This is a genomic window from Paeniglutamicibacter sulfureus (assembly GCF_030512175.1).
Lineage (GTDB): Bacteria > Actinomycetota > Actinomycetes > Actinomycetales > Micrococcaceae > Paeniglutamicibacter > Paeniglutamicibacter sulfureus.
Genome location: NZ_JAULBL010000002.1, coordinates 907762 through 930099, shown reverse-complemented (window position 1 = coordinate 930099; position 22338 = coordinate 907762). Strand labels below are relative to the sequence as shown.

Below are 22338 nucleotides of genomic sequence, written 5' to 3'. Positions count from 1 at the left end.
CGGACAATCAGGTTTGGTGCCGGACGGGAATCAAGAGGGCGGCCATCCGTTCCGCCGGATCACCAAGGAACACCCGCCCGCCTCGCCGAGCATTCGCAGAACGCCCTTGAAGTGTTCTTCCGTGCGATGGTTCGACCCTGCACCGTGCGACGGTCAGACACTTGCCATTCACACCGTGGCGAGGGCTCTCGCAGTGAGTCGGCGATCACGCGAACCGAGTGATGCCTCCTGTCCGCTAACCCTCGGGAACCTGCTGCTGAGGACACTGGCTGGTGATGATCCGCTTGATGCCGGCATGTTCGGCCTTGGTCATCCACAGTCCATGTTTCGCCTTGACCGCGGTCTGGCGTGCCACGTAGGAGCAGCGGAACGACTTGTTCGATGGCAGCCAACTGGAAGCATCGGAATCGCCCTTGGAAGCATTCGATGGACCGTCCACGGCCAGGAGGTTCAGCGGATCGTTGACAAATTTAACTCGCTGTTCCTCGGTCATCTTTTGCGCACCCTTTTGCCAGGCGTCGGACAGCGCGACGACGTGGTCGATCTGGACCTTGGTGCTGGTCCCTTGGCCGCGCACAAAATCGATGCGTTTTCCGGTGAACGGATCGGAGAGCACTCCGCTGGTGACGACGCAGCCGTTGGTTCCGGGCTTCGCCGCGATGCCGGTCAGGTCCCGACGCAGCGTGTCGTTGCGGGCATCGCAGCCGTTTCGGTCCGGGTCCTTCCAGCCGCTACCGAAGAGGCTACGTTCGTAGCCCGTCTTTGGAGCCCTGCCCTTGATGGGGATGCCGGCAAGCTGATGCAGCGTTGTGCCCGCCTTGGCCTTCGAGGCGTTTTCGGTGCTCGAGGGCGCGGAAGCCGCCTTCGAGCTGGCTGCGGCTGAATTCGACGGTACGGTCGGAGCGGGCCTTGCCGCCACCTCGGGTTCGGGCACGTGTTCGGAAGCTGTTGGAGCCGGAGCCTCCGACCAAACCACCAGGGGTTCACCGACAGGAGCTTCCGACCAGATGACCGGAGCTGCAACGGCCGAAGCGTCGGAACCAGCGCAGGATGTCAGGACCAGTCCGAGAACAAGCACCATGGCAGATAGTGGCCCTGCAGTGCCTAGGCTCTTTCCGGGATTGGTTCTCTTCCGCGCCCGAACTCCACCCGAGCCCGCACGATCGCCGTCACTCACAGGCGACACCGTCGCCGTCCCTATCAAGTTTTCTGCTGTAGCCGGGATCGCCCTTGTAGATCGGGTCTGCTCCGGCGTTTCTTACCGCTGTGCAGTTCTTGTAGTAGGTGTTGGCGGTGACCTTTGGCGCCTTGGGCTTGGCAGACTCTTTCTTCTCGCGAGCCTTTTCTGCGGCACGGGCGGATTTCGCTTCTTGTTCACGGACCTTGGCCGCTTGCGCATCCGCTGCCTTCCGGGTGGCTTTTGCCTTGGCCGTTGCCTCCGCCTTCGCCGCCGCTGCCTTCTTCTTGGTCTCGGCGGCTGCCTTTTCAGCGGCTGCCGCTTTCTTCTTCTTGGCGTCGGCTGCTGCCTTCGCTGTGGCTGCAGCGGCTTCGTTCGCTTTCTTCTTCGCTTCGGCAACCTTCTGGGCCTCGGCTTCGCGGGCCGATGCCAGATCGGCCTCGGCCCGATCGTGGGCATCCTGGTCGACCCAGACCAGCGCACCCGTTGAATCCGCGTCGCAGTAGTTGTTCGCGGCGCCCTGGGTCATGACCTGATAATCGAATTCGCAGGACTGGCCGACGTGGCTCGCGAGATCAGCCGGAAGGGTCTCGGCCACCGCGGCTTCCTCGAGCAGCGTATCCCCGTTTCCGGGGTCGGCCGTGGCCATCGAGCAACCGACCAGCGTCAGGGCAAGCACGACACCGGCGATGCTCTTTCCAACGATGCCCCTCGACATTCGTTTACCGTTGCCGTCCCGGGCATCACGCGCCGCGACCCCACTCGACTGCCCGTCCAAACCCATGACGCGCCGCCGCATGCAAAAGAAACCCTTGTCCGTGCCCATAATTCCCCAAGTCTTCAAATATTTCGATCAACGGATCAAACCATAGCCAAAACCGCGACGACTAGTCATTTCTTACTTAGTTGCATGGCAACGGGGAACATGAAAACTCGGGATGACAGCGAAGTATGCGCACATGCGGAAATCGAATGTGACCCCGCGGGTCGAGCCGTCCGGCACGCAACGCATTCCATGTCGGATCGTAAGGGGGTCGGGTCCTCCGCGAAGTCAGGCCTCCGACTCCACCCCGGCCCAGCGCAGCACCCGCAGCGCGCGCAGGGTGTTCCAGTGGCTCGGCTCACCCTCCGCTGCATCGACGTCCAGATAAGTCTCTCCGGGCCAGGTAACCCCGGAAGACCAGCGGCCGTCCCCACGGCGTTTGTCGATCAGCGCCTCAACCGCCGGGTCCAACCGCGGATCAAACGAGCTTCGCGCCGCCCGGAAGTAGTCCAAGGAACGCAGCACGTCGTAAAACCAATACGGCGGGAAGGAGAAATTCAGGTAGCGGCCTTCGGCCACTTCCCCGGTGCTCAGCCGCTTGAACCCCGAGCGCTTCAGCAGGTATTCCTCGCCGCGGGACCGGGCGTCGGCGAGCGCCGCCGGTGCCTCCCCCACGGCGCGCTCGAGTTCGAGCAGTCCCTCGAGTACGCCGAGGGTGGTGTCGAAGGACGAGACCTTGGATGAATCGGGGGCCTCGCAGTTCCAGCCGCCGTCGGGCAGTTGTTCGGTGAACAGCCGCGAGATGATCCGCTCGCTGCCCTCGCCGAGCTGTCCGAAGTAGGCACCTTGGGAAAGGACACCGCCATTGATGCAGGGTTCGACCTCTCCATGGAAGTAGGGCAGGTTCTCCCAGTACTTCCAGGTCACCGAATCGCGCACCCTGCCCACCGCCGCGCGCACGGGCGGATCCTTCGGGTCGGCACCGAGCCGGCGCAGCAGCGCCAGCGACCAGAACACGGACTTCCGGCTCTGGTCCTCCCCGTATTCGTCGTTGTTCCAGTATCCGCGGGCATCCTGCAGCGCCAGCAGCTGGGCCCCGAAACCCTCAACGGTTACACGGGATCGTTCCTTGGCCACCTCGGTTTCGGGGGCGTCGAGCAGATCGCGCAGCACCTGCCAGCGGAGCGAGGGGTCGGAGTCGAGCAACCAAGCCACAGTGTCCATTCCCCCATTGTTGTCCTCCGCGGGGCATGGTTCCAGGGTCAGGAGAGAACATCCTTGCTGGCGAACCGGCCATAGGCCAGGGCGCCGAACACCAGCAGGTACCCTCCCTGCAACAGCGCGTTCTGCCCGAATTCGCTCCAGCGGATGGGGTCTCGCAGCAGATCGGCGAAGCCCAGCCAATGATGGGTGAACAGCCATGGATGCAGCCAATCCAGTTGCGGTAGCTGGCCAAGGATCTGCGCGGTCACGGCCAGTACGGCGATGGCGGCCATGGCGCCAACGGGGACGTCGGTGAGCGTGGAGATGAACAGGCCCAGCATGGTGAGCCCCAGCAGCGACACCGCCACGTAAAGCGCCACCAAGCCCACCCGCAACACTGCCGCGGGTGCGGAAATGGTGGTTCCCGACAGCAGCGTCACCGGCCCGGTGGGGAACAGCAGCGCCCCGATGCCCAGTCCGCATACCGCCACCATGGCCGCCGCGGCCAGGCAGAAGAGCGCCGCCACGATGAACTTGACCAGCAGCAGGCGCGGGCGGGAGGCAGGTGCGGTGAGCAGGTAGCGCAGCGTCCCGGTCCCTGCCTCGCCGGCGATGGTGTCCCCGGAAACCACGGCGACCGTCAGCGGCAGGAACAGCGGGATGCACACCAGCAGACCGGTGATTGCGACAAACAAGCCGTTTCCCGCCACGCGGTCAAGGAACGCCGGCCCCCGCCCGCTGGGCGGACCCGACGTCAGGCGCACCGCGACGGCAATGAGCACCGGCACCGCGCCCAGCGCCAGGAGCATCGCCCAGGTGCGGCGGCGCCGAAAAAGCAGCGCCACGTCGTTGGCCAGCAAGCCGCTACTGGACAAGGTCGAACCCCTCCCCCGTCAGTGCCACGAATCTCTCTTCGAGGCTGGCCGCCTGAACTGTGAAGCCCCGCACGCGCACGCCTGCGGCGACGAGTTCCTCCACCAGTCTTTCGGGCTCGGGCGCTTCGGAGCCGAGCACCGCATCAAGGATCCCGTCGTCGCCGGCGGGCACCGGGTCGACACGCGCGTCGAGGCCCAGCCGTTCCAGCACCGCCAGGGCAACGCCGGTGTCCGGGGTGCGCAGGGAGACCATGGGCCTCCCATCGGCCCGCAATTCCTCCAGCGTGCCCTGGGCCACCAGGTTTCCGTTGCTCATCACCGCCACGTGGCTGCACGTCTGTTCGATCTCACTGAGCAGGTGGCTGGAGACAAAGACCGTGGTCCCCTCAGTGGCGAGCACCCGGATCAGGTGTCTGACCTCGCGGGTTCCCTGCGGGTCCAGCCCGTTGGTTGGTTCGTCGAGCACCAGCAGCTCGCGTTCGGCCATCAGCGCATGGGCAATTCCCAGGCGCTGCTTCATGCCCAGCGAATAGGCGTGCACTGCCAGCCGCGCGGCCTTGCCCAACCCGACCTTATCCAGGGCTGCGTCCACGCGGCGATGGCGGGTGGACGCGTTGGAGGTGCGGTCAGCGGAATCCAGGCGAACGAGGTTGGCCCGACCGGAAAGGAACGGGTAGAACGCGGGACCTTCGATCAGGGAACCCACCCGGGGCAGTACCCGGGCTGCTGCGGCGGGCATGGGTTCGGCGAGTAGCGAGATGCTGCCGGCATCGGGGGTTGCCAGGCCCAACAGCATCCGAATGGTGGTGGTCTTGCCCGAGCCGTTCGGTCCCAGGAATCCGAAGATCGAACCGCGCGGCACGGCAAGGTCCAGGTCATTGACCGCACGGCGTTTTCCAAAGCTCTTGCCCAACCCCGTCGTGCGGATGGCCAGGTCCCCGGGTTCCGGCACCGCGGTCACTGGTCGTTGGCCGCGGCCTGTAGCCTGGCCACCGTCACGGCGCCGAAGACCATGCGCCCGTCATCGGTGACCAAGACATTGAGCAGCGAGGTGTGGAGCAGTTTTCCGCCTTCGACCGGGGTGGCCAGCTGGTTCAGCAGTTCGTTCGCAGCCAGGTCCTCGGGGACCTGGCCGGCGGGAACCACCATGACGGTGTCCCAGCCGGTGCCGTTGATCGCGCCGGGGGGATCGGCAAGGTCCTTGGAATCTGGTTCGACGGTTTCATCCTTGGCACCGGGTTTGTGGTCCGGGAACCGCTCGGGGTTTTTGCGGCCAAGGTGATCCTTCGGGATTTCCCGTTCACTCACCTCTGCCCCCGGCGGTGGCGTGAATTCGAAGAGATCTGCCGCAGGTGTCTCCGGGGTGAACGTGGTGAATCCAACGGCCATGGCCGGATCTTCCTGCCCGACCGCATCCACGACGACCTCCAGTGGTGCCCCGGTGGCGGCGTCGACGCCGATGCTCACCTTTGCTATCAGCGAGTTCTCGCTGCGCGGGTCCAATTCAAGGGTGTAGGCGTCCCGGCCGGCCACGCGAGTGTCCGCCTGCACGCTGATGTCGGTGTTTGCCCCCATCGCATCGAGGAAGCGGTCAGCGACCACCTCGGGAGTTGGCGGCTGCATCGTGTGTCGTGGCGGACCGGCCTGGCGGTGGGATTCGGGAAGCTGCACATGAACGGCGGTGTTCTCGGCGGAGTCGTAGTGCCACAGCGAGGAACCATTTCGGATGATGTTCTGCTCTTTCATCTCTTCCATGACCTGGATCCGCGCCTTGTCCGGTCCGTCCACGTACACCCTTGCCTCGTGGGTTCCCGATAGCGCCGAGAGCATCCCCAGCATGTCGGCGCCGGCGGACTCGGGATCATCCGAGGAAGGAGAGTCGACCCCTGCCTCCGAGGGGCCCGGCTGCGCCATGCCAGTGCTTCCCGCATCCGGCAGCTGCGGGATCCCCAGGTCGAGCGTCATGCGGGCGGTTCCGGAGAAGTCGGTGACGTGGGATCCCGCGATCATCTGCAGGACCTGTTGCGGGGTCTTGGGTTCGAGCTGCACCTGCGCGTTCGCGGAGATCGAGGCTCCCATCGCGAAGGCGGCAATGACGGCGGGCGCCAGCGCGGCGGGTATCCATTTTTTGAGTACAGCGGGTTTCACGGCCATCAATCCCCATCAAGCGACTTGGTATCTCCACCGTACGCCGGTGCGGCGGCGTTGGCGATGCCAAGCAAGGAGGGCTCCCGGAAGGCCGGCAGGAACAGTCAGGCTTCCGAGGCACCGGCATCGGCCGACGGTCCGGGTTCCCACCGCAGCAGGTCCCCGGGTTGGCATTCGAGCACGTCGCACAATGCCTCGAGCGTCGCGAAGCGAACTGCCTTGGCCCGTCCGTTCTTGAGAACGGCCAGGTTGGCCGGCGTGATGCCGATGCGTTCGGCGAGAACTCCAACCTGCATCTTGCGCCTGGCCAGCATGATGTCGATATCCACGATGATCGGCATCAAATAACCTCGTCGAGTTCGGCACGCATTCCCAGAGCCTGGGCCAGCAGCATGCGCAGCACAATGACGATGAGCGCCACCCCGCCGACCAACAGTGCCCCGCCGCAGAGCAAAAGGACTATTCCCGGGGCGACTGCCTCGCCGGGCGCCAGCACCACGGCCATGGCGAAGGTGAGCAAGGCTGCCGCGGCGACGGCACCAATCACGATGTCCACGTAGCGGAAGGCACCGCGGGAGAATACCGTTCCCCTGCGCACCATGCTCAACAACCGCCACACGCAGACCATGGAAACCTGGACGGTGACGATACCCAGCAACACGATCACGATCATGGGGGTCCGCACGGCAATGACGTCGGGGCCAGCCTCATTCAGGTCGATGGCCAGCAGCGGGACCATCACCGCCTGCACGAACAACGATCCGGCAAGACCCAGCGCAAGGACAATGCGCAACGCGAGGACAGTAATTTTTCCCATTGAGGGGCTCCTAATATCGAGTAACGACTCGAATCTATCGTTAAACGATAAGTAGAGCAATCCTGATACAGCGCGCAGAGGATCTCATTGGGCACGAAAAAGAGGGCGAACCAAAGCGGCCCGCCCCCTCTATCCCCATGCAATTCCCCGCGGAAACGGCTATCTGACAGGAGTCTCGGCAAGAATCGCGTCGATCTGTCCCGCTGCCTCGCGCATACCCTCGTCCATGCCCATCTTGGTCATTTCCTCGAGCTGCTCGGCGCTTTCAAATGAGGACACCGAGGTCATCCTGGTTTTCCCGTCTTATTCCTCCAGGCTGACCACGCAACGCGTGGTGCCGAGAAAGCCGCTTGGCTCCCCGTCGTCCCCGGCGAATCCGTCCTGGAATTCAAAGCCGTTCGGCGCATCCACCGACAAGATCTTCCACCAGCCACGGGCCTTTTCCCCGTCCGGGCCAGTCATGTAGTACCTGCATTCCCCACCCTCGGAAAACTCGTGCCGAACGAAGGTTGCGGGCCACGTCGGCGGGCCCCACCACCGCTCGAGCTGCCGGGGATCTTCCCAGACCTGCCAGACGCGTTCCTTCCTTGCCTCGAATTCGGCAACGAGCGTGAGGGTGAGGTTTTCCGGGTCGGTTTGAACGCTGATGACGCTCATGGTCTTACTCCTTCATGTTCGCCGGAGAGAATGTCTCCGATCATGCCGACGCGTTGCCGCCAAATGCCCTCGTAGGCTTCCAGCAGCCCGGCGGCACGGCGCAAGGATTCCAGGTTCCCATGCACAATCTGCTCCCTTCCGCGTCGCTCCTTGGTGATCAGCGATGCTTTCTCGAGCACCGCCACGTGCTTTTGCACGGCTGCGAAGCTCATCTCATAGCGCTTCGCCAAATCGGAGACCGACTGTTCCCGAAGCATCGCCTGCTTGATGATGTCGCGCCGGGTTGCATCTGCCATGGCCTGGAAGATGCGGTCGATCTCGAGTTCACTCAATAGATGTACAACCATTTGGTTGTACATTAGCGCGCCGCGAGGTCCGGCACAAGGGGTTGTTGGGGACAATTTGGGCTGCGCGGGCTTGGGGCTGGCGACTCGCGTCGACATGGGTTTAACGACCAGTCAGCTTCGACGTTGCCGTCCGGCATCCACTCCGCGACGTTCGGGGCTTTGCATCGCGGGTGCGCCAACCGAATGCACCGAATCGTCCGCCACCGACAATCAGCGTGCGCCCGGATCGTCTTTCGGCTGGGGATCTTGCAAGCCCGGGTGTTCCGCGGTTGTTTCGATAAGGTCTCGTGCCGTCGTGTCGCCGTATACCCAGCTGGCGAGGGTGCGCAGCTTGGATTCTGATTCGGAACCGGGATCCGTGGTGTAGATGAACATCGTCTGGTCCGGCTCCCCGGTGACCGTCAGGGCCTCGTAACGGATGTCGAGGCGGCCCACCAAGGGGTGGTTGAGCCGCTTGATCCCGTCACGGCGCTCGACCACGCGATGGTCGGCCCACCATGTGCGGAACTCGGCACTGTTCACCGCCAGTTCCCCCACGAGCTGGGCCAGGAGCGGATCGTCCGGGTGGCGGCCGGCATCCAGACGCAACGTACCCACCATCGAGGAGGCTGTCTTCTCCCAGTCCACGTAGCGGGTTCTTGCTTCCTCCTCCAGGAAGGTCCAACGGATGAGGCTGCGCTGGCGTACCGGCTTTGCGGGAAAGTTCGCCAGCAGAAAGGCGGCCAACGGGTTCATGGCCAGCACTTCGGTGCGTCGCCCGCGGATGAATGCCGGGTGCTCGGTGAAGGAGGCCAGCAGCAGATGCAGGGAAGGGCGCACGTGCTGGACGGCGCTCTGCGGCTCGGTACGGCGCGGGGAGGCCACGGCACGGGCAAGGTCGAACAGGTGGCGGGTTGCCAGGTCATCGAGCTGCAGGGCATGGGCCAAGGCATCCAACACGGCCTCGGACGGACGCTTGTGCCGCCCTTGTTCCAGGCGGGTGTAGTAGTCGGTGCTGACCTTGGCCAGCGCGGCGACTTCCTCCCGCCGCAGTCCCGGTACGCGTCGTCTCGGACCTCCGTCACCAGCAGGTGAGACCAGGGCGCGGCGGACCTTGAGGAACTCACCGAGCTCGGTGCCAGCTGTCATCTCCGGGCTCCTTTCGCCACTGTCCATGATCCCACTTCCAGGGATGCGGGGCATTACGGCGTGCGGTGCAACTTGTGGATTGCCGCTTGGGCCAGCGGCTTGACGACCAGTTCATCGATGTTCACGTGGTGGGGTCGATTCAGGGTCCAGGCGATGCATTCGGCGACATCGTCGGCCGAGAGCGGCTCGGAGACCCCGGCATATACGGCATCGGCTGCCGACTGGTTCCCGCCGAGACGGCGCAGGGAAAACTCCTCGGTGTGCACCAATCCCGGCACGATCTCGATGACCCGGATCGGTTCGCCGTTCAGTTCCAGCCGCAGAGTCCGGGCGATGACCCGCTCCGCGTGTTTCGCGGCGGCGTAACCGCCCCCGCCCTCATAGGTGTCCTGGCCCGCCACCGAGGAAACGACCACGATGTCGCCGCGTCCCGACGCCCGCAGTGCCGGAAGCAGTGCCTTGGTCAGCCTGAGGGTGCCCAGCACGTTGACCTCGTACATCCAGGACCACTTTTCCAGGTCCGCGTCGGCGACGGTCTCGGTGCCGCGCGCACCGCCGGCGTTGTTGACCAGCACCTGGACATCTCCGGCGGCTTCCACGATGCGCGCCACGTCGTCATCGGAAGTAATGTCGGCGGCCAACACATCGCAGCCGATCTCCGCCGCCAGGGCCTCGAGGCGGTCCCGGCGGCGGGCTACGGCCAGCACCGAGAACCCTGCGGCCACCAGATGGCGGGCGGTGGCTGCACCGATGCCGGAGCTCGCGCCGGTGACGACGGCACGGCGGCCGCTGAACTTGGTGGACTGATTCGCTATGGTGTTCATGGGTTCCATTTCACCAGCCCCCGGCCCCAGGCCAGGGGCTCCAGCCGGGCCCACTTTATCCGGGGTATGCCATACCCCGGATAAAGTGGGCCCCGACCGTGGCCCCCCATGTGCCGGCAGGCGTGATGGACTTGTAGGAGCATCATCATCGTCAAGCCAGGAGCAACCATGCCCAGCCCGATCCCCGAGAAGAGCACATTGGACCCCGCCATGGCTCCCGGCCGTTCACCGTTGTTCGAACGCCCGGCGCTCAAGCCCGCCGGGGTGCGCGATTTCCTGCGCGACATCGCCCCGCACTATGCGAGCAACGGGGTGATCGGGCTGGTTTTCTCCGCGTCCGGGCCCATCGCGGTAACCCTTGCCGTGGGTGCCGCCGGTGGCCTGAGCCAGGTCGAATTGGCATCCTGGGTCTTTGGCATCTTCCTCTCCGCGGGCCTGGCAACGCTGGTGATGTCCATGCTCTATAGCCAGCCACTCGGATTCGCCTGGTCAATCCCCGGAACCGTGCTGTTGGGCCCGTCCCTGGCGCATCTTTCGTTCCCGGAAGTGGTGGGGACCTTCTTCGTCTCCGGCCTGCTCATCCTGGCGCTCGGGTCCACCGGCCTGGTGCGGCGGATCATGGCTGCCATTCCCATGCCCATCGTCATGGCCATGGTGGCGGCGGTGTTCCTGCGCTTCGGCACCGACATCGTCGCTTCTTCCCAGGCCAACCCGGTGGTGGCCGGGCCTATGGTGCTCGCGTTCCTCGTCCTGTCCGCAGTGCCCGTCCTGGGCAGGTACCTCCCGCCGGTGTTGGGCACCCTGGTGGTCGGCATCATCGCGGTGGCGGCCAGCGGGCAGTTTGCCCTGGACTCCGCGGCGGGACCGATCTTCGCCACCCCGGTGTTCACCGCACCTGTTTTCACCTGGGCCTCGCAACTTGAACTGGTGGTGCCGCTGGCAATCACCGTGCTGATCGTCCAGAACGGTCAAGGCGTGGTCGTGCTGCGTGCGGCCGGCCACCGCCCGCCGGTCAATGCCTTCGCCATCGCCTCCGGCGCCTTCTCCTTGCTCAACGCCGGGTTCGGCGCCGTCTCCGCCTGCGTGACCGGTCCAACCAACGCCCTGCTGACTTCTTCGGGGGAAAAGCACCGGCAGTACACCGGCGCCGTGGTTTACGGCCTGTTGTCACTTGTCTGTGCACTGCTGGCCCCGACCCTGACCCGCTACATGCTCGCCACCCCGGAGGCCTTCGTCCTGGCCCTGGGCGGCATTGCCATGCTCAAGGCCCTCCAGCAGGCCTTCGTCAGCGCGTTCTCCACAAAGTTCACCCTCGGTGCACTGGTGACCTTCGTCGTCACGATCTCTGGCCTGGACCTCTTCAACATCCACGCAGCGTTCTGGGGCATCGTCATCGGTTACGCCGTGTCCCGACTGTTGGAGCGGCCAGACCATGCCGCCTCCGCGCAGGTCCCGTGAGCCGGCCCGTCGCCGCGGTGCCTGCTTCCACCAGCCGCGCATGAAACGGCGCTGACCGGGAGGGGGCGGTTCAGTCCAGAACGACGGTTCGTCGACGCAGGGCAACAGCGGGACTCGCCGCCAGAGCCGCATCCAGTAGAACCAGGACGCCGAAGGAGAACGGCCCATAGCTGCTCTCGCCGACCAACGCCGGCAGGTTCAGCAGGATGATGGCGAAGAAGGCCAGAGTTCTGCCAGCCCCAGCGCGGGGCGACGCGGCGGGACCACAGCGAGCCGCCGGGTTCGATACCGCGGGACGCTGCGGGCCGTCGCGAAGCGTCTTCAGGCAAGCACGGGGTGTCATTTTTAGACACGAAGTTGCCCGCCGCCTTGGAACCATGACGGCGCGACGTTACTCCCATGCGCGCCGGGCGCGGCCGAATCCTCGAAGGCGCAGGGCGGGCCTGACGGTTGCCGGAGACAGGACGGCCCGCCCCGCGTCGGCGGAGCGGGCGGTTCCGCCGGTCTTGACCGGCTTCGCGAGGGGTCGTCAGGCCTTGGCGATGGCTTCCTTCAGCGCCGAGAGAATCAGCGCAACCGAGGTCGGGTTCGCGTTTGGGCCCATCAGCCCGATGCGCCACACGGTGCTGGCATACTTGCCCACACCCCCGCCGATCTCGATGTTGAAGCGTTCCAGCAGGTAAGCGCGGACCTTGGCCGAATCCACTCCCTCGGGAACGTACACCGTGGTCAGCTGGGGCAGGCGGTGTCCTTCTGCGGCGAACAGCTTCAGGCCCATTTCCTCCAGGCCGTCCTGCAGCGCTTTTCCGGCAGCCTGGTGGCGCACGGTGACAGCGTCCAGCCCTTCGGCCAGGATGCGGTCGATGCCCGCTTCCAGCGATGCCACCATTCCCACCGGCGCGGTGTGGTGGTAGGTGCGTCCCCCTCCGGAGCCCCCCGTGGCGTATCCGCCAAGCAGGCCAAGATCCAGGTACCAGGATTGCGGCTTTTCAACGCGGCGATCGAAGGCACGGTCAGAGATCGTGAACGGTGCGAGACCCGGGGCCACACCGATGCACTTTTGCGTTCCGGCGTAACCGACATCGATCCCCCATTCATCGGCGAGCACCGGCATGCCGCCGATCGAAGTGACGGCATCAACGATCAGCAACGCGTCCTTTTTGATGGCGCCGAGTGCCGCGATGTCCGAAACGACGCCGGTGCTGGTTTCGGCGTGCACTGCGGCAATGACCGTGGGGTTCGGGTGCGCATCGGCCACGCGCTGGGCGTCGACCGGTGTTCCGTATTCATGGTCCACGCGCACCACTTCGGCCCCGGCGCGCGAGGCGACCTCGCACATGCGTTCGCCAAAGAGGCCGTTGACGGCGACAACCGCCACGTCCCCGGCTTTCACCGTGTTGACGAAGGCGGCTTCCATGCCTGCCGAACCGGTCGCGCTCAATGGCAGCGTGCGCGTGTTCTTGGTTCCCCACAGGGTGCGCAGCCCCTCGGCCGTGCGATCCATCCGGGCAATGAACAACGGATCAAGATGACCCAGCAGCGGCAGTCCAAGTGCGGCGGTGGCTTCGGGGTACGGGTTGCATGGGCCGGGGCCGAAGAGGTGGCGAACCGGAACGATATGTGTCATGTGGTCTCTCTTTCTCATGGCAAACTCTGGCGTGCGCAGAGCCAGCCTATTCCTCGCGCAGTTTCATGAAGTCATGTCCGGCACCCGGCACGGAGGCGAGTTCATGATGCTCCGCTTCTGCTCAGGCACCAGTGCCGCAGGGAAAACGCACCCAAGTCCCCGCAATTACGCTGCCTTTAGTGCCCTGTCTGTCGAAACGTCGTCAAGCGACATCAACCGACGGGCTTCCCGCAATGCCTCGGATGAGTCCTTCTTGTCCAGCTGCGCCAAGAGCAACAAGTTCGCGATCCGCTGTTCCCTACGACTCTTGCTGCTCTCACGTGCCACCTCGATCATGGCCAGGACCCGGGCATGTGCCCGGCGTCCGCGGGCCTCTGGGGTCGCGTCTTCGGGATCCGTATTACTGAGTACGTTCAGTGCCTCTGCGATAACGTCGTTCATATCCTGCCTTCCATTTGGTCTCCGCCCCCACATCTTCGTGACGCGTATCACCACTTTCTTCTCATGGCCAGCCTAGCCTCCATATGAGGGCGAAGCAGAATCGCGAAACTCAGGCGCGAAACTCCGCGCAACATGGGCGAGTGCCATGTCCGCGATACGAAAGCCTGGGGCGGGAGGTCGAATCGGCCGTGGCCACCGAGGAAAATCCCGCGCTATTCGGGCGTCGCTTCACGGAGTCCTGGCGGGGGCCCCGGCCCGCCGACCTGCCTTCCGCCGTCACGCACCCGCCGGCCGCAGTCATTGCCCCCACCAAATGTTCATCCGGCATTAATGGCAACTCCGCAAAGCCGGGGGAAAACGATGGCAGGTTAAGAAGTGTTGCAGCTCAAATAAAAGTGGTTGACACGTCAACATAGTTGTGGCATATTTATATGCATAAGCATGCAAACCGGTTGACCCGACCGGCTTCCAACACGAAGGAGTTCTCCCATGAGCATTGAAATCACCCCCGGCACCTGGACCCTCGACACCTCGCACAGCGAAGTTGGCTTCACCGTCCGCCACGCGGGCATCTCCAAGGTCCGCGGCGCATTCACCGATGTCACCGGCACCCTGACCGTAGGCGAATCGGTTTCCTCCTCGAAGGTCGAGGCCATCGTCAAGACCGAGTCCTTCGACTCGAACGACAACAACCGCGATGCCCACGTCAAGGGTGCGGATTTCTTCAACGTTGAGCAGTTCCCGGAAATGACCTTCGTGTCCACCGGCGTTGCAGGCTCCCCGGAAGAGTTCGAGCTCCTGGGTGAATTGACGATCAAGGACACCACCAAGCCTGTGACCTTCAAGGTTGAATTTGGCGGCGTTGCGGTTGATCCGTTCGGTGCCACCCGCGCCGGATTCTCGGCCACCACCCAGATCTCCCGCAAGGAATTCGGTATTACCTGGAATGCTGCCCTCGAAGCCGGGGGCGTACTGGTTGGCGACAAGGTCACCATCAACATCGACTCCGCATTCGTGCTCGCGGGACAGAACTAGGCCCTTTCGGCCCCAGTCGGGGTGCTGTCCACCATGGTGGACGGCACCCCGAGCTCGTTAATAACGGCATCCGGGTCTTGCCTGCGATTCGCCTGCGCATTAAGCCCGCCCGCGCTGAATGCGCACCTCACCAGCCCTCCTCTACACGGGAGCAGTACGGTACCTTGGAAACGGGGGATCTGCATTTCACTAAACTCGCATAGGGGACGCAACTAATGGTGACACCAAAGAAGGACGAGCTGCATCCACTCGCCGAGGTACACCCGGGTTCCAATCAGGATCTCTACGAATCCAAGATCGTCACGAACATTTCCGGCCGGACCGCGATGACCCGCAAACGCCTGGCCAACGGCCGCGAGACCCGAGCCTTTCTTGATGCTGCGTTGGACCTCACCACCGAACTGTTCAGCCCGGCGCTCTCCGAACAGCTGCTTGATACCGACGAGGAGGACGCTCGTCCGGTCATGTCGTATCTGTCCCGCCGCAAAGTCCTGGCCAAGGCCAGGCAGAATTGCGGCGACGACTACCCCCTCAGTGAGAACATGATGCGCCACCGTTGGAGCACGCACGGAGATTTTCTGGCCGACTTCGTTTCCTATGCCCTGGCCGACAAGCACTGGAGCCTTCAGGTCGCGCTCTCGCAACACGCCAAGGACCTTCTGACCTCGGATGATAATTTCCCCAGTGCGGTCCATCGAGTCGCCTATGAAGACCTCAAGCTCGTGCTGGAGCTGCCGGCCTTCCGGTTCCAACTTTTGGCAGTGGCCACGGCACAGGCGGATACCGCATCCGCGCAAGCCCTGGCTCGCATGTATACGAATCTTTCACAGGTGTGGATCACGCTCTACACGAATGTATTTGAACACTATGGGCTCACGTTCAGGCCAGGCGTGACCATGGAAGACTTCAACATCTTGCTGCAGGCCATGGCGGAGGGTCTTGGGCTGCGCTTGATTTCCGGGGTGGGAGAACGACTGCTCGATCATGAGAAGCGGACTTCGCTGCTGGGAACCGCAGCACTTTCGCTCTTTCTGGCACTGGTCGATCCCGGCGATGGGCTTACCATCGAACAAGCAGCGGAGACCGCAATGGGTCAGAGGCGAAAGCCGTAGGTTCGGATTTGCCCGACCGGGAGATTTAGGAGCGGAGGCCGGCTGCCCCAAGCAGCCCGGCGCCCCCACTCCAGCTGCGACATTGGTCGTTATCGGCAACGGTCCGCATCGACATCCGCCCAGGTCCTACCCTGAAAGGTCCGGCCCAGAGTACTGGTGCCGAAGTGTTCGATGCGCCCCGATCCCCCCGCCAAAAACGCAGGTGGTACGGAACCCAACAAGTATGCAAACGCTTGAAGGCGTCGGGAAGAACCGCTTCACCATCAGCAGTTCGGCTTTCCCCCAAAATTCCACCCCACGCTTTCAAAGCCGATATACCCGTTTGGTTCACAACCACAGGACTTATCCAAACAAAGAGTGGTTCCCCGGCTCTACCCTCACTTGGGTCGACCTGACTGGGTCCACCCAGCTGGGTCCCAACCGTGAAACCACGCCTGGACAGGTTGCTGTGAAGCTACTTTTGGGCCAGCAGTCGCTGCACGCGCGGCTTAACCTCGGTGGCCAGCAACGTGATCGACTCCAGCAGGTGTTCCTGCGGGAGGCCTCCGATATCCATTTGGAGGAAGTGGCGCATATGTCCCATGTAGCCATGCAGATGGACGATGCGCTCGGCCACCTCGTCAGGCGAACCAACGTAGTAGGCGCCCGGGGCCTCGGCCTGCGCGTCGTAGGCGCGCTTGTCCGGCGCCGGCCAGCCACGCAGTTCACCCATTTCCACGTTGAGGTTGTACCAACCCGGGTAGAAGCGCTCGAGCGCTTCCTTCTTGGTCGGGGCCACCAGACCCAGCGCCGCCACCGAGACCTTGAGCGAGTCCTCCGAATGCCCGGCCTGGGCCCCGGCGCGCCGGTACAGCTCGGCCAGCGGGGCGAAGCGGTGTGGCTCCCCGCCAATGATGCCGTAGGACACCGGCAGGCCCATTTGCCCGGCCCGGGCGGAGGAACTTGCATTGCCGCCGGTGGCCACCCATACCGGGAGCCTGCCACCGAGCGGACGAGGCACCACTGCCAGGTCCGCAATCGCCGGTCGCTTCGTGCCGGACCAGGTGACGTTCTGGGTGTCGGCGTTGTTGATCGCCATGAGCAGGTCCAGTTTTTCGGCGTAGAGCTCGTCATACTCGCCCAGGTCGTAGCCAAAGAGCGGGAACGTCTCCACGGAGGAGCCGCGTCCGGCGGTGATTTCGATGCGCCCTCCCCCGGAGATGGCATCGGCCGTGGCGAATTGCTGGAAGACGCGCACAGGGTCGTCGGTGCTGATGATGCTCGCTGCACTTCCCAGTTTGATCCGGTCCGTGGCGGCCGCCGCGGCGGCGATCAGGGTGCCGGGCGAGGACGCAGGCATGCTGGTGGTGTGGTGTTCACCCACGCCGAAGTAGTCCAGGCCTGCCTCATCCGCGTGCTTGATCGCCGCGAACAGGTTTTGGATGGATTCTCCGGTTGATCGCAGTGATCCGTCGACATTGCGCTGGGTGTCGCCGAAGCTGTAGGCACCGATTTCCATGTGGTCAATCCTCATTCGTTGGGTAAGCGTGTGGCGGTTCAAGCGGCGGCAAGGCTGCGCTGCAGCTCCTGCGCCAGTTCGGCGGCGTTGAAGCGGCCGTTGAAGATCTCGGTGCCGGGTTCAAAGGATCTGCCCGCCGCGAGTTCGCCGGCATCAAGGGAGTCGAAGCCCAAGGTGTCGATGAACATGGCCACCGATGCCTTGGCCTTTTCGTCGTCCCCGGCGACCACCAGTGCGCGGCGGTCCTGCGTCCCCGGCTCGGCGGCATCCGGTTCCATCTCGTGGTATCCGATGTGGTTGAAGGTCTTCACTACCCGAGACCCGGCCAGGTATGCGGACACGACCTCGCTGGAGGACAGGTGTGTGTTCTCGAAATCCGCAATGTCACCGTCGGTGGCAGCCCAGTAGTTCATGGCATCGATGACGACCCTGCCGCTAAGGGCTTCCGCATTCAGGGACTTGTACTTGTGTAGCGGGATGGCGACCACCACAAGGTCGGAGGCCGCGGCCTCGGCCGTGTCGACGGCCACTGCGCCAGGGGTGACGATTTCGATGATCAGCGCGTTGTCGGCTGCTGGCTTCGAAGTCGCGACCTTGACGCGGTAGCCGGCGGCAACCGCCAACCGCGCAATGGCCGTACCTACGCGCCCGGCACCCAGGATGCCGATCGTCCCCCGGGAAGCCACGTCTTCTTGTGCGCCGATATCCATGTCCTGCCTTCCGAAAATTTATGTTGTATTACAGACTATATTCCCAACAGATCATCTGCGCAACACCGCAATCTCCGGTATGATGGATGTCATGGCTTCCACTTCGCACCCGCCCCTCGTCTTCGGCAAGTCGTTGCCGGGATTCCTGCCCGGCGATCTCGCTTGGCACCTGGGAATGATCCTGCGCGGACACCAAACGCACTTCGCAGAGGCCGTCGCGGAGATGCCATGTTCGGTGCGCGGCTTCCAGATGCTTTCCACCGTGGTTCACCATGACCCCGCAAACCAGCAGGCTTTGGGTGCTCACCTGGGCATCGACCGCACGGTGTTGACCTACCTCATCGACGACCTTGTGACTGCCGGCCTGGTTGAACGCGTGCCTGCTCCCACGGATCGACGAGCGCGGAAGATCGTTGCCACGAACCAGGGCGAGGCATTGCTGAAAAGGATGGAGGCACGCGTAGCCGCTGCCGAACAGATCCTGCTCACCGAACTTGACGCCGGTGAAAGCGAGCAGCTCGCGCACCTGGTTTCCAAGCTCTCCATGGCGATCCATCGAGCGCAGCCCGGCGCCAATCCCTGCGAGGCCATGGACAACCTGGGTTAGCCACTGGTCCCGAGGATGCAGGATACCAACACGAACAGGGCGAACGGTTCCGGTCACCAACTGTGATCCAACAGGCGCCAACACCATAGACTCGTGACATGAATACTGGCGACATAACCTTCCACACCCGCAAATGGGTCCGCCCCGAAGACCTCAACGCCAATGGCACGCTCTTTGGAGGAAGCCTGCTGCGCTGGATCGATGAGGAAGCCGCGATCTACGCGATCGTCCAGCTCGGAAACGGATTCGCCGTTACGAAGTACATGTCGGAGATCAATTTCGTTTCCTCGGCGCAACAGGGCGACCTCATCGAGATGGGCCTGACCGCCACCCACTTCGGCCGCACCTCACTGACCATGCGCGCCGAGGTCCGCAACATGATCACCCGCCAGTCCATCCTCACCATCGAAAAGATCGTGTTCGTGAACATGGGCCCGGACGGCATCCCCGCCCCGCACGGCTACTCGGAGATCACCTACGACCGCGACCGCATTCCCGGCGAGCACCTGAAGATCAAGCAGCCCGAGGAGCTGTAGCCGCAGCGTCCGGTTGATTGCCATGAAATCGCGCGTGCTCCGGCGGGTTTTGCGGAACCCACCTGAATTCCCGGTCACGACGCATCCTTCACGGGGCGAAAGACTCCCCCGCCCCACTGGACACCGCTGCGCATCAGCCACAATTCACATGGCCGAATGGTTCCCAGCCGGACCTTGTGGCATGGCGGAACATAGCTTTCGTCGAGTTCTCCGTCTTCGCCGCGAGTCCAGAGCTCGTCGTTGATCCTGAACACGTTGGCCATGACCTCGCAATCGCAATAGCCTCCGAGTTCGGGGAATTTCCGCTCCAACGAGGTTGCCCGCGGTGCACGCAGATCGCGGTAGGTGGTGCACCACTTCAACCCGTTACACCCATGCTCGAGCATCCGGTTGACGTAACAAGCCAAGCATTCGTAGCGTGGCGGCAGCAGCATCTTGACAACCTTGAGCGCATCCTCAAGTTCCGTGACGGTGTATTGTTCCATGGCGGACTCCTTGAATCGGTGGAGTCTTCAGCATGGGATCAACACCCGACCTCGCGTCCTATCGCGGACGTGCACTGTGGACAGGCACAGTGGACAGCCCGCCGCTCGTAGCTGTGTGGGGAAGCCACGGACCCGCGCCGGAAATCACGCGTTGTCCTGGAAGCGCACAATTCGATCAATGGCCTCGGTGACCGCGTCGAATCCGGCGGCGAAGCTCAGTCGCACATGCCTGTGTCCATTGACGCGGTCAAAGTCGTTTCCGGGAACGATGGCCACGCCCTCTGTTTCCAACAGGGCAGCACAGTAGGCGGCGGCATTTTCATAGGGCCCAAGCTTGTCGCCCAGATCCGCATACAAGTAGAAGGCGCCATCAGCCGGTGCGCTTTCACCCCACCCCAGCCGCCCCAGCGAGTCCAGCACCGCGGCGCGGGTCCTCGCAAACTCGGCCACCCGGACCTCGGCCTCGGCATACGAATCCTCCGTGAACGCGGCCAGTGCCGCGTACTGCGCGGGCGCCGGCGGGCAAAGCGCCACGTTGCCGGCCAGTGCGTCGACGGTTGGCAGCATATCGTCGGGGACCAGCGCCCACCCCAAGCGCCATCCGGTCATGCCCCAGTACTTGGAGAAGCTGGATATCACCACAGTGTCGGTATCCAGTTCCCAGGCACTGATCGAGCGGCGGACTTCCGATCCCGGTTCCGGGTAATCAATGCCGTGGTAGATCTCGTCGCTGATCAGCCTGACGCCGTGTTCCTTGCACCACCCGATGAGCTCCTCAAGCTCCGCGCCGGAGACCATGGTTCCGGTGGGGTTCGCCGGGGAGGCCAGCATCAGGCCATCGAGCTGTCCGTGTTGTTGCCGAGCCGCTTCAAGCAACTCAACGGTGGGCTGGTATCGGGATTCCTGTCCGGCATCAAGCTCGATGACATCGATGCCGAGCGTGCGCAGGATATTGGCGTAAGCGGGATAGCCAGGACGGGCCAAGGCCACCTTGTCGCCGGCATTGAAAGCCGAAAGGAAGCTCAACATGAAGGCGCCGGAGCTACCGGTGGTGATGGCGACGTTATTCGCGGAAACTTCAATGTTGTACCAACGCTTGTAGTGTCCTGCGATGGCTTCGCGGAGTTCGCGAATGCCCAGGGCTGGCGTATAGGTCATGGGCGTACCGGCCGCATGGATCTCTGCGGCGCGCTGGGAAACAGCAGACGGAGCTCCGTCATTCGGTTCGCCGGCACACAGGGAAATGACATTGCGGCCCGCTGCCCGCAACTGGGCGACCCGCTCGAGGATGTTCATGACCTCAAACGCCGGAACTTTGGCCCGCTCCGCGACCTTCAACATTCGCTGCACTCTTCCTCTGGTTTCTTGTGCCGAACTGACGACTTCACCAAGCCTGTCACACACCGAAGCGTTGACGCGCGAAGGCCCCACTGAACTGCTCCCCGAAAGTTGGACTGAATAATTCAGATCCTTACTTTCGGGGAGTTTTTCATGCGTCAAAATAGTTCATTGACCGCCGAGCAGCGGCTGGCTGCCGTCGATCTTTTCGAGCAGGGAATCGGGCATAAGGCGGTATCCTCAAGACTGAACGCCGGTGAACACGCCGTTCGTGGGCTCGAGAAACGGTTCAGGATTTGGGGTAGGGCAGCGTTGGAAAGCAAACCGACCAATCAGGTGTATTCCTTCGAGTTCAAGCTCGCGGTCGTCCGCCAGTTCCTCGACGGCGAGGCGACGCTGATGGAGCTTGCCCAACGACACCGGCTCAGCTCCCCGAACCTTCTCAGGACCTGGGTCAGGACCTACCGGGAACAGGGCGAGGACGGGCTGCGTCCCAAGGCCAAGGGCCGTCCCAAGACCGCTTCCGGCGCCGAAGCGGGTGGACCCACCGAACTCGAGAAGCTGCGCCGCGAGAACCAGCGGCTGCAGGCGGAGAATGCATACCTAAAAAAAGTTCGGGCCTTGAGGAACCAACCACCGCGCTGAAAATCAGCGCGGTGATCGCCCTCAAGGCCTCCCACCCCTTGCCCCTGCTCCTGGCCGCTGCCGGGCTTCCCCGCTCCACGTTCTTCCACCGCCAGGCCGCGCTCAAGGCACCGGACCGGCACGCGGAGCTCCGCGCACGGATCCACGAGATCTTCACCAAGGCCATGGGCCGGTACGGGCACCGCCGCATCCACGCCGAATTGCTCGGCGGCGGGTGGCAGGTGGCGAAGAAGACCGTGCTGAAGCTGATGCGCGCCGAGGGCCTGGTCTGCAAGGTCCGCAGCAAGCGAAGGTATGCCTCCTACAAGGGCACTGTCGGCAAGGTCGCCGAAAACCTGCTGAAGCGCCAGTTCGACACCGAGGCACCGAACCTGAAGTGGGTGACCGACGTGACCGAATTCAAGATTGCCGACAGGAAGGTCTATCTTTCGCCGGTGCTGGACCTGTTCGACCGCTCGATCGTTTCCTACTCGGTGTCGCAGTCCCCGACCGTGGCCTTCGCCAACCAATCGCTTAGCGAGGCCATCGGGACCCTGGCCGCGGGCGAGGCGCCGATGGTGCACTCGGACCAGGGATTCCAGTACCAGCACGCCAGCTGGCAGAGGCTGCTGGCCGACGCCGGCATGACCCAATCCATGTCGCGCAAGGGCAACTGCCTGGACAACGCCGTGATGGAAAACTTCTTCGGGCACCTGAAGGAAGAGATGTTCCACCACCACGAACACACCAGCGTCGAGGCGTTCACCGCCGAGCTCGACGACTACATCCACTGGTACAACTATGACCGCATCTCGTTAACGCTCGAGTGCCTGAGCCCGATGAAATACCGGGCCCAGGCACTGGCTGCGTAGACTTTTACTTACCGAGTCCAACTTTCGGGGACCAGTTCACACCAGGTGGGGCCTTC

The 22338-nt window shown here is 63.6% G+C and carries 25 protein-coding genes and 1 pseudogene; 7 read left to right on the top strand and 19 right to left on the bottom strand.

What is annotated here, in order from left to right:
• Positions 1-235: 235 nt before the first annotated feature.
• From Q2T94_RS10910 to Q2T94_RS10855, 12 genes and pseudogenes are all read right to left on the bottom strand, one after another.
• Positions 236-1081, bottom strand: a complete 846-nt coding sequence (locus Q2T94_RS10910) for an HNH endonuclease family protein (protein WP_302264298.1) — start codon at positions 1079-1081, stop codon at positions 236-238.
• Between the two features lie 88 nt (positions 1082-1169).
• Positions 1170-1895: an excalibur calcium-binding domain-containing protein gene (locus Q2T94_RS10905; protein ID WP_302264297.1), complete on the bottom strand. Its 726-nt coding sequence runs from the start codon at positions 1893-1895 to the stop codon at positions 1170-1172.
• Between the two features lie 333 nt (positions 1896-2228).
• Entirely contained in the window at positions 2229-3164 is a 936-nt protein-coding gene (locus Q2T94_RS10900) for a hypothetical protein (protein WP_302264295.1), read from the bottom strand.
• Between the two features lie 38 nt (positions 3165-3202).
• Positions 3203-4018, bottom strand: a complete 816-nt coding sequence (locus Q2T94_RS10895; RefSeq protein ID WP_302264294.1) for an ABC transporter permease — start codon at positions 4016-4018, stop codon at positions 3203-3205.
• A complete protein-coding gene (locus Q2T94_RS10890) occupies positions 4008-4979 on the bottom strand; it encodes an ABC transporter ATP-binding protein (RefSeq protein WP_302264292.1) in 972 nt (323 codons plus the stop codon). Before Q2T94_RS10890 ends, Q2T94_RS10895 begins: the two co-directional genes overlap by 11 nt.
• Positions 4976-6166, bottom strand: a complete 1191-nt coding sequence (locus Q2T94_RS10885) for a LolA family protein (protein WP_302264291.1) — start codon at positions 6164-6166, stop codon at positions 4976-4978. Before Q2T94_RS10885 ends, Q2T94_RS10890 begins: the two co-directional genes overlap by 4 nt.
• Positions 6167-6270: 104 nt before the next feature.
• Positions 6271-6507 (bottom strand): helix-turn-helix domain-containing protein, encoded by a 237-nt coding sequence (locus Q2T94_RS10880; RefSeq protein WP_302264289.1) that lies wholly within the window; start codon positions 6505-6507, stop codon positions 6271-6273.
• Positions 6507-6983, bottom strand: a complete 477-nt coding sequence (locus tag Q2T94_RS10875; RefSeq protein ID WP_302264288.1) for a DUF2975 domain-containing protein — start codon at positions 6981-6983, stop codon at positions 6507-6509. The genes Q2T94_RS10880 and Q2T94_RS10875 overlap by 1 nt, the downstream gene beginning before the upstream one ends.
• Positions 6984-7142: 159 nt before the next feature.
• A pseudogene (locus Q2T94_RS10870) lies at positions 7143-7640 on the bottom strand (SRPBCC family protein).
• Entirely contained in the window at positions 7637-7987 is a 351-nt protein-coding gene (locus Q2T94_RS10865; protein WP_302264287.1) for an ArsR/SmtB family transcription factor, read from the bottom strand. Before Q2T94_RS10865 ends, Q2T94_RS10870 begins: the two are co-directional and overlap by 4 nt.
• 210 nt (positions 7988-8197) lie before the next feature.
• Positions 8198-9115, bottom strand: coding sequence for a helix-turn-helix transcriptional regulator (locus Q2T94_RS10860; RefSeq protein ID WP_302264285.1), 918 nt, complete (start codon positions 9113-9115; stop codon positions 8198-8200).
• A 53-nt stretch (positions 9116-9168) separates the two neighbouring features.
• Positions 9169-9939 (bottom strand): SDR family oxidoreductase, encoded by a 771-nt coding sequence (locus Q2T94_RS10855; RefSeq protein ID WP_302264283.1) that lies wholly within the window; start codon positions 9937-9939, stop codon positions 9169-9171.
• A 168-nt stretch (positions 9940-10107) separates the two neighbouring features.
• On the opposite strand from Q2T94_RS10855, the gene Q2T94_RS10850 reads away from it, so the two are divergent.
• Positions 10108-11397 (top strand): benzoate/H(+) symporter BenE family transporter, encoded by a 1290-nt coding sequence (locus Q2T94_RS10850; RefSeq protein WP_302264282.1) that lies wholly within the window; start codon positions 10108-10110, stop codon positions 11395-11397.
• Between the two features lie 70 nt (positions 11398-11467).
• Here the strand turns inward: Q2T94_RS10850 and Q2T94_RS10845 are convergent, their stop codons facing one another.
• The 3 genes from Q2T94_RS10845 to Q2T94_RS10835 form a co-directional block, all read right to left on the bottom strand.
• On the bottom strand, positions 11468-11740 hold the full coding sequence (locus Q2T94_RS10845; protein ID WP_302264280.1) for a hypothetical protein: 273 nt from the start codon (positions 11738-11740) through the stop codon (positions 11468-11470).
• Positions 11741-11926: 186 nt separating this feature from the next.
• The gene (locus Q2T94_RS10840; protein ID WP_302264278.1) at positions 11927-13024 is read right to left on the bottom strand and encodes a pyridoxal-phosphate-dependent aminotransferase family protein; all 1098 of its coding nucleotides are present in this window, start codon (positions 13022-13024) and stop codon (positions 11927-11929) included.
• Positions 13025-13189: 165 nt separating this feature from the next.
• Entirely contained in the window at positions 13190-13465 is a 276-nt protein-coding gene (locus Q2T94_RS10835; protein WP_302264277.1) for a hypothetical protein, read from the bottom strand.
• 489 nt (positions 13466-13954) lie between these two features.
• On the opposite strand from Q2T94_RS10835, the gene Q2T94_RS10830 reads away from it, so the two are divergent.
• Entirely contained in the window at positions 13955-14500 is a 546-nt protein-coding gene (locus tag Q2T94_RS10830) for a YceI family protein (protein ID WP_264269638.1), read from the top strand.
• Between the two features lie 215 nt (positions 14501-14715).
• Positions 14716-15612, top strand: coding sequence for a hypothetical protein (locus tag Q2T94_RS10825; RefSeq protein WP_302264276.1), 897 nt, complete (start codon positions 14716-14718; stop codon positions 15610-15612).
• Positions 15613-16066: 454 nt separating this feature from the next.
• Here the strand turns inward: Q2T94_RS10825 and Q2T94_RS10820 are convergent, their stop codons facing one another.
• Both Q2T94_RS10820 and Q2T94_RS10815 read right to left on the bottom strand, forming a co-directional pair.
• The gene (locus Q2T94_RS10820) at positions 16067-17110 is read right to left on the bottom strand and encodes an LLM class flavin-dependent oxidoreductase (RefSeq protein ID WP_302264275.1); all 1044 of its coding nucleotides are present in this window, start codon (positions 17108-17110) and stop codon (positions 16067-16069) included.
• Positions 17111-17148: 38 nt separating this feature from the next.
• The gene (locus tag Q2T94_RS10815; RefSeq protein WP_302264274.1) at positions 17149-17820 is read right to left on the bottom strand and encodes an NADPH-dependent F420 reductase; all 672 of its coding nucleotides are present in this window, start codon (positions 17818-17820) and stop codon (positions 17149-17151) included.
• A 91-nt stretch (positions 17821-17911) separates the two neighbouring features.
• On the opposite strand from Q2T94_RS10815, the gene Q2T94_RS10810 reads away from it, so the two are divergent.
• Positions 17912-18427: a MarR family winged helix-turn-helix transcriptional regulator gene (locus Q2T94_RS10810; protein ID WP_302264272.1), complete on the top strand. Its 516-nt coding sequence runs from the start codon at positions 17912-17914 to the stop codon at positions 18425-18427.
• Between the two features lie 98 nt (positions 18428-18525).
• Positions 18526-18963 (top strand): acyl-CoA thioesterase, encoded by a 438-nt coding sequence (locus Q2T94_RS10805; protein ID WP_264269644.1) that lies wholly within the window; start codon positions 18526-18528, stop codon positions 18961-18963.
• Between the two features lie 74 nt (positions 18964-19037).
• On the opposite strand, the gene Q2T94_RS10800 is transcribed toward Q2T94_RS10805, so the two are convergent.
• Together Q2T94_RS10800 and Q2T94_RS10795 are read right to left on the bottom strand one after the other, a co-directional pair.
• The gene (locus Q2T94_RS10800; protein WP_302264270.1) at positions 19038-19448 is read right to left on the bottom strand and encodes a DUF2695 domain-containing protein; all 411 of its coding nucleotides are present in this window, start codon (positions 19446-19448) and stop codon (positions 19038-19040) included.
• A 144-nt stretch (positions 19449-19592) separates the two neighbouring features.
• On the bottom strand, positions 19593-20789 hold the full coding sequence (locus Q2T94_RS10795; RefSeq protein WP_302264268.1) for a pyridoxal phosphate-dependent aminotransferase: 1197 nt from the start codon (positions 20787-20789) through the stop codon (positions 19593-19595).
• 150 nt (positions 20790-20939) lie between these two features.
• Here Q2T94_RS10795 and Q2T94_RS10790 point away from each other — a divergent pair, with 150 nt between their 5' ends.
• Positions 20940-21431 carry a helix-turn-helix domain-containing protein gene (locus Q2T94_RS10790; protein WP_255257245.1) on the top strand — a complete coding sequence of 164 codons (492 nt, stop codon included), beginning with the start codon at positions 20940-20942 and terminating at the stop codon, positions 21429-21431.
• 11 nt (positions 21432-21442) lie between these two features.
• The gene (locus Q2T94_RS10785; RefSeq protein WP_255257244.1) at positions 21443-22282 is read left to right on the top strand and encodes an IS3 family transposase; all 840 of its coding nucleotides are present in this window, start codon (positions 21443-21445) and stop codon (positions 22280-22282) included.
• Positions 22283-22338 lie beyond the last annotated feature (56 nt).

Excerpts from the sequence above, each read along its gene's own strand:
- Q2T94_RS10910 (WP_302264298.1), bottom strand. The coding sequence starts at position 1,081 with ATGGTGCTTGTTCTCGGACTGGTCCTGACATCCTGCGCTGGTTCCGAC.
- Q2T94_RS10905 (WP_302264297.1), bottom strand. The coding sequence starts at position 1,895 with ATGTCGAGGGGCATCGTTGGAAAGAGCATCGCCGGTGTCGTGCTTGCC.
- Q2T94_RS10900 (WP_302264295.1), bottom strand. The coding sequence starts at position 3,164 with ATGGACACTGTGGCTTGGTTGCTCGACTCCGACCCCTCGCTCCGCTGG.
- Q2T94_RS10880 (WP_302264289.1), bottom strand. The coding sequence starts at position 6,507 with ATGCCGATCATCGTGGATATCGACATCATGCTGGCCAGGCGCAAGATG.
- Q2T94_RS10875 (WP_302264288.1), bottom strand. The coding sequence starts at position 6,983 with ATGGGAAAAATTACTGTCCTCGCGTTGCGCATTGTCCTTGCGCTGGGT.
- Q2T94_RS10865 (WP_302264287.1), bottom strand. The coding sequence starts at position 7,987 with ATGGTTGTACATCTATTGAGTGAACTCGAGATCGACCGCATCTTCCAG.
- Q2T94_RS10860 (WP_302264285.1), bottom strand. The coding sequence starts at position 9,115 with ATGACAGCTGGCACCGAGCTCGGTGAGTTCCTCAAGGTCCGCCGCGCC.
- Q2T94_RS10855 (WP_302264283.1), bottom strand. The coding sequence starts at position 9,939 with ATGAACACCATAGCGAATCAGTCCACCAAGTTCAGCGGCCGCCGTGCC.
- Q2T94_RS10850 (WP_302264282.1), top strand. The coding sequence starts at position 10,108 with ATGCCCAGCCCGATCCCCGAGAAGAGCACATTGGACCCCGCCATGGCT.
- Q2T94_RS10845 (WP_302264280.1), bottom strand. The coding sequence starts at position 11,740 with ATGACACCCCGTGCTTGCCTGAAGACGCTTCGCGACGGCCCGCAGCGT.
- Q2T94_RS10840 (WP_302264278.1), bottom strand. The coding sequence starts at position 13,024 with ATGACACATATCGTTCCGGTTCGCCACCTCTTCGGCCCCGGCCCATGC.
- Q2T94_RS10835 (WP_302264277.1), bottom strand. The coding sequence starts at position 13,465 with ATGAACGACGTTATCGCAGAGGCACTGAACGTACTCAGTAATACGGAT.
- Q2T94_RS10830 (WP_264269638.1), top strand. The coding sequence starts at position 13,955 with ATGAGCATTGAAATCACCCCCGGCACCTGGACCCTCGACACCTCGCAC.
- Q2T94_RS10825 (WP_302264276.1), top strand. The coding sequence starts at position 14,716 with ATGGTGACACCAAAGAAGGACGAGCTGCATCCACTCGCCGAGGTACAC.
- Q2T94_RS10820 (WP_302264275.1), bottom strand. The coding sequence starts at position 17,110 with ATGGAAATCGGTGCCTACAGCTTCGGCGACACCCAGCGCAATGTCGAC.
- Q2T94_RS10815 (WP_302264274.1), bottom strand. The coding sequence starts at position 17,820 with ATGGATATCGGCGCACAAGAAGACGTGGCTTCCCGGGGGACGATCGGC.
- Q2T94_RS10810 (WP_302264272.1), top strand. The coding sequence starts at position 17,912 with ATGGCTTCCACTTCGCACCCGCCCCTCGTCTTCGGCAAGTCGTTGCCG.
- Q2T94_RS10805 (WP_264269644.1), top strand. The coding sequence starts at position 18,526 with ATGAATACTGGCGACATAACCTTCCACACCCGCAAATGGGTCCGCCCC.
- Q2T94_RS10800 (WP_302264270.1), bottom strand. The coding sequence starts at position 19,448 with ATGGAACAATACACCGTCACGGAACTTGAGGATGCGCTCAAGGTTGTC.
- Q2T94_RS10795 (WP_302264268.1), bottom strand. The coding sequence starts at position 20,789 with ATGTTGAAGGTCGCGGAGCGGGCCAAAGTTCCGGCGTTTGAGGTCATG.
- Q2T94_RS10790 (WP_255257245.1), top strand. The coding sequence starts at position 20,940 with ATGCGTCAAAATAGTTCATTGACCGCCGAGCAGCGGCTGGCTGCCGTC.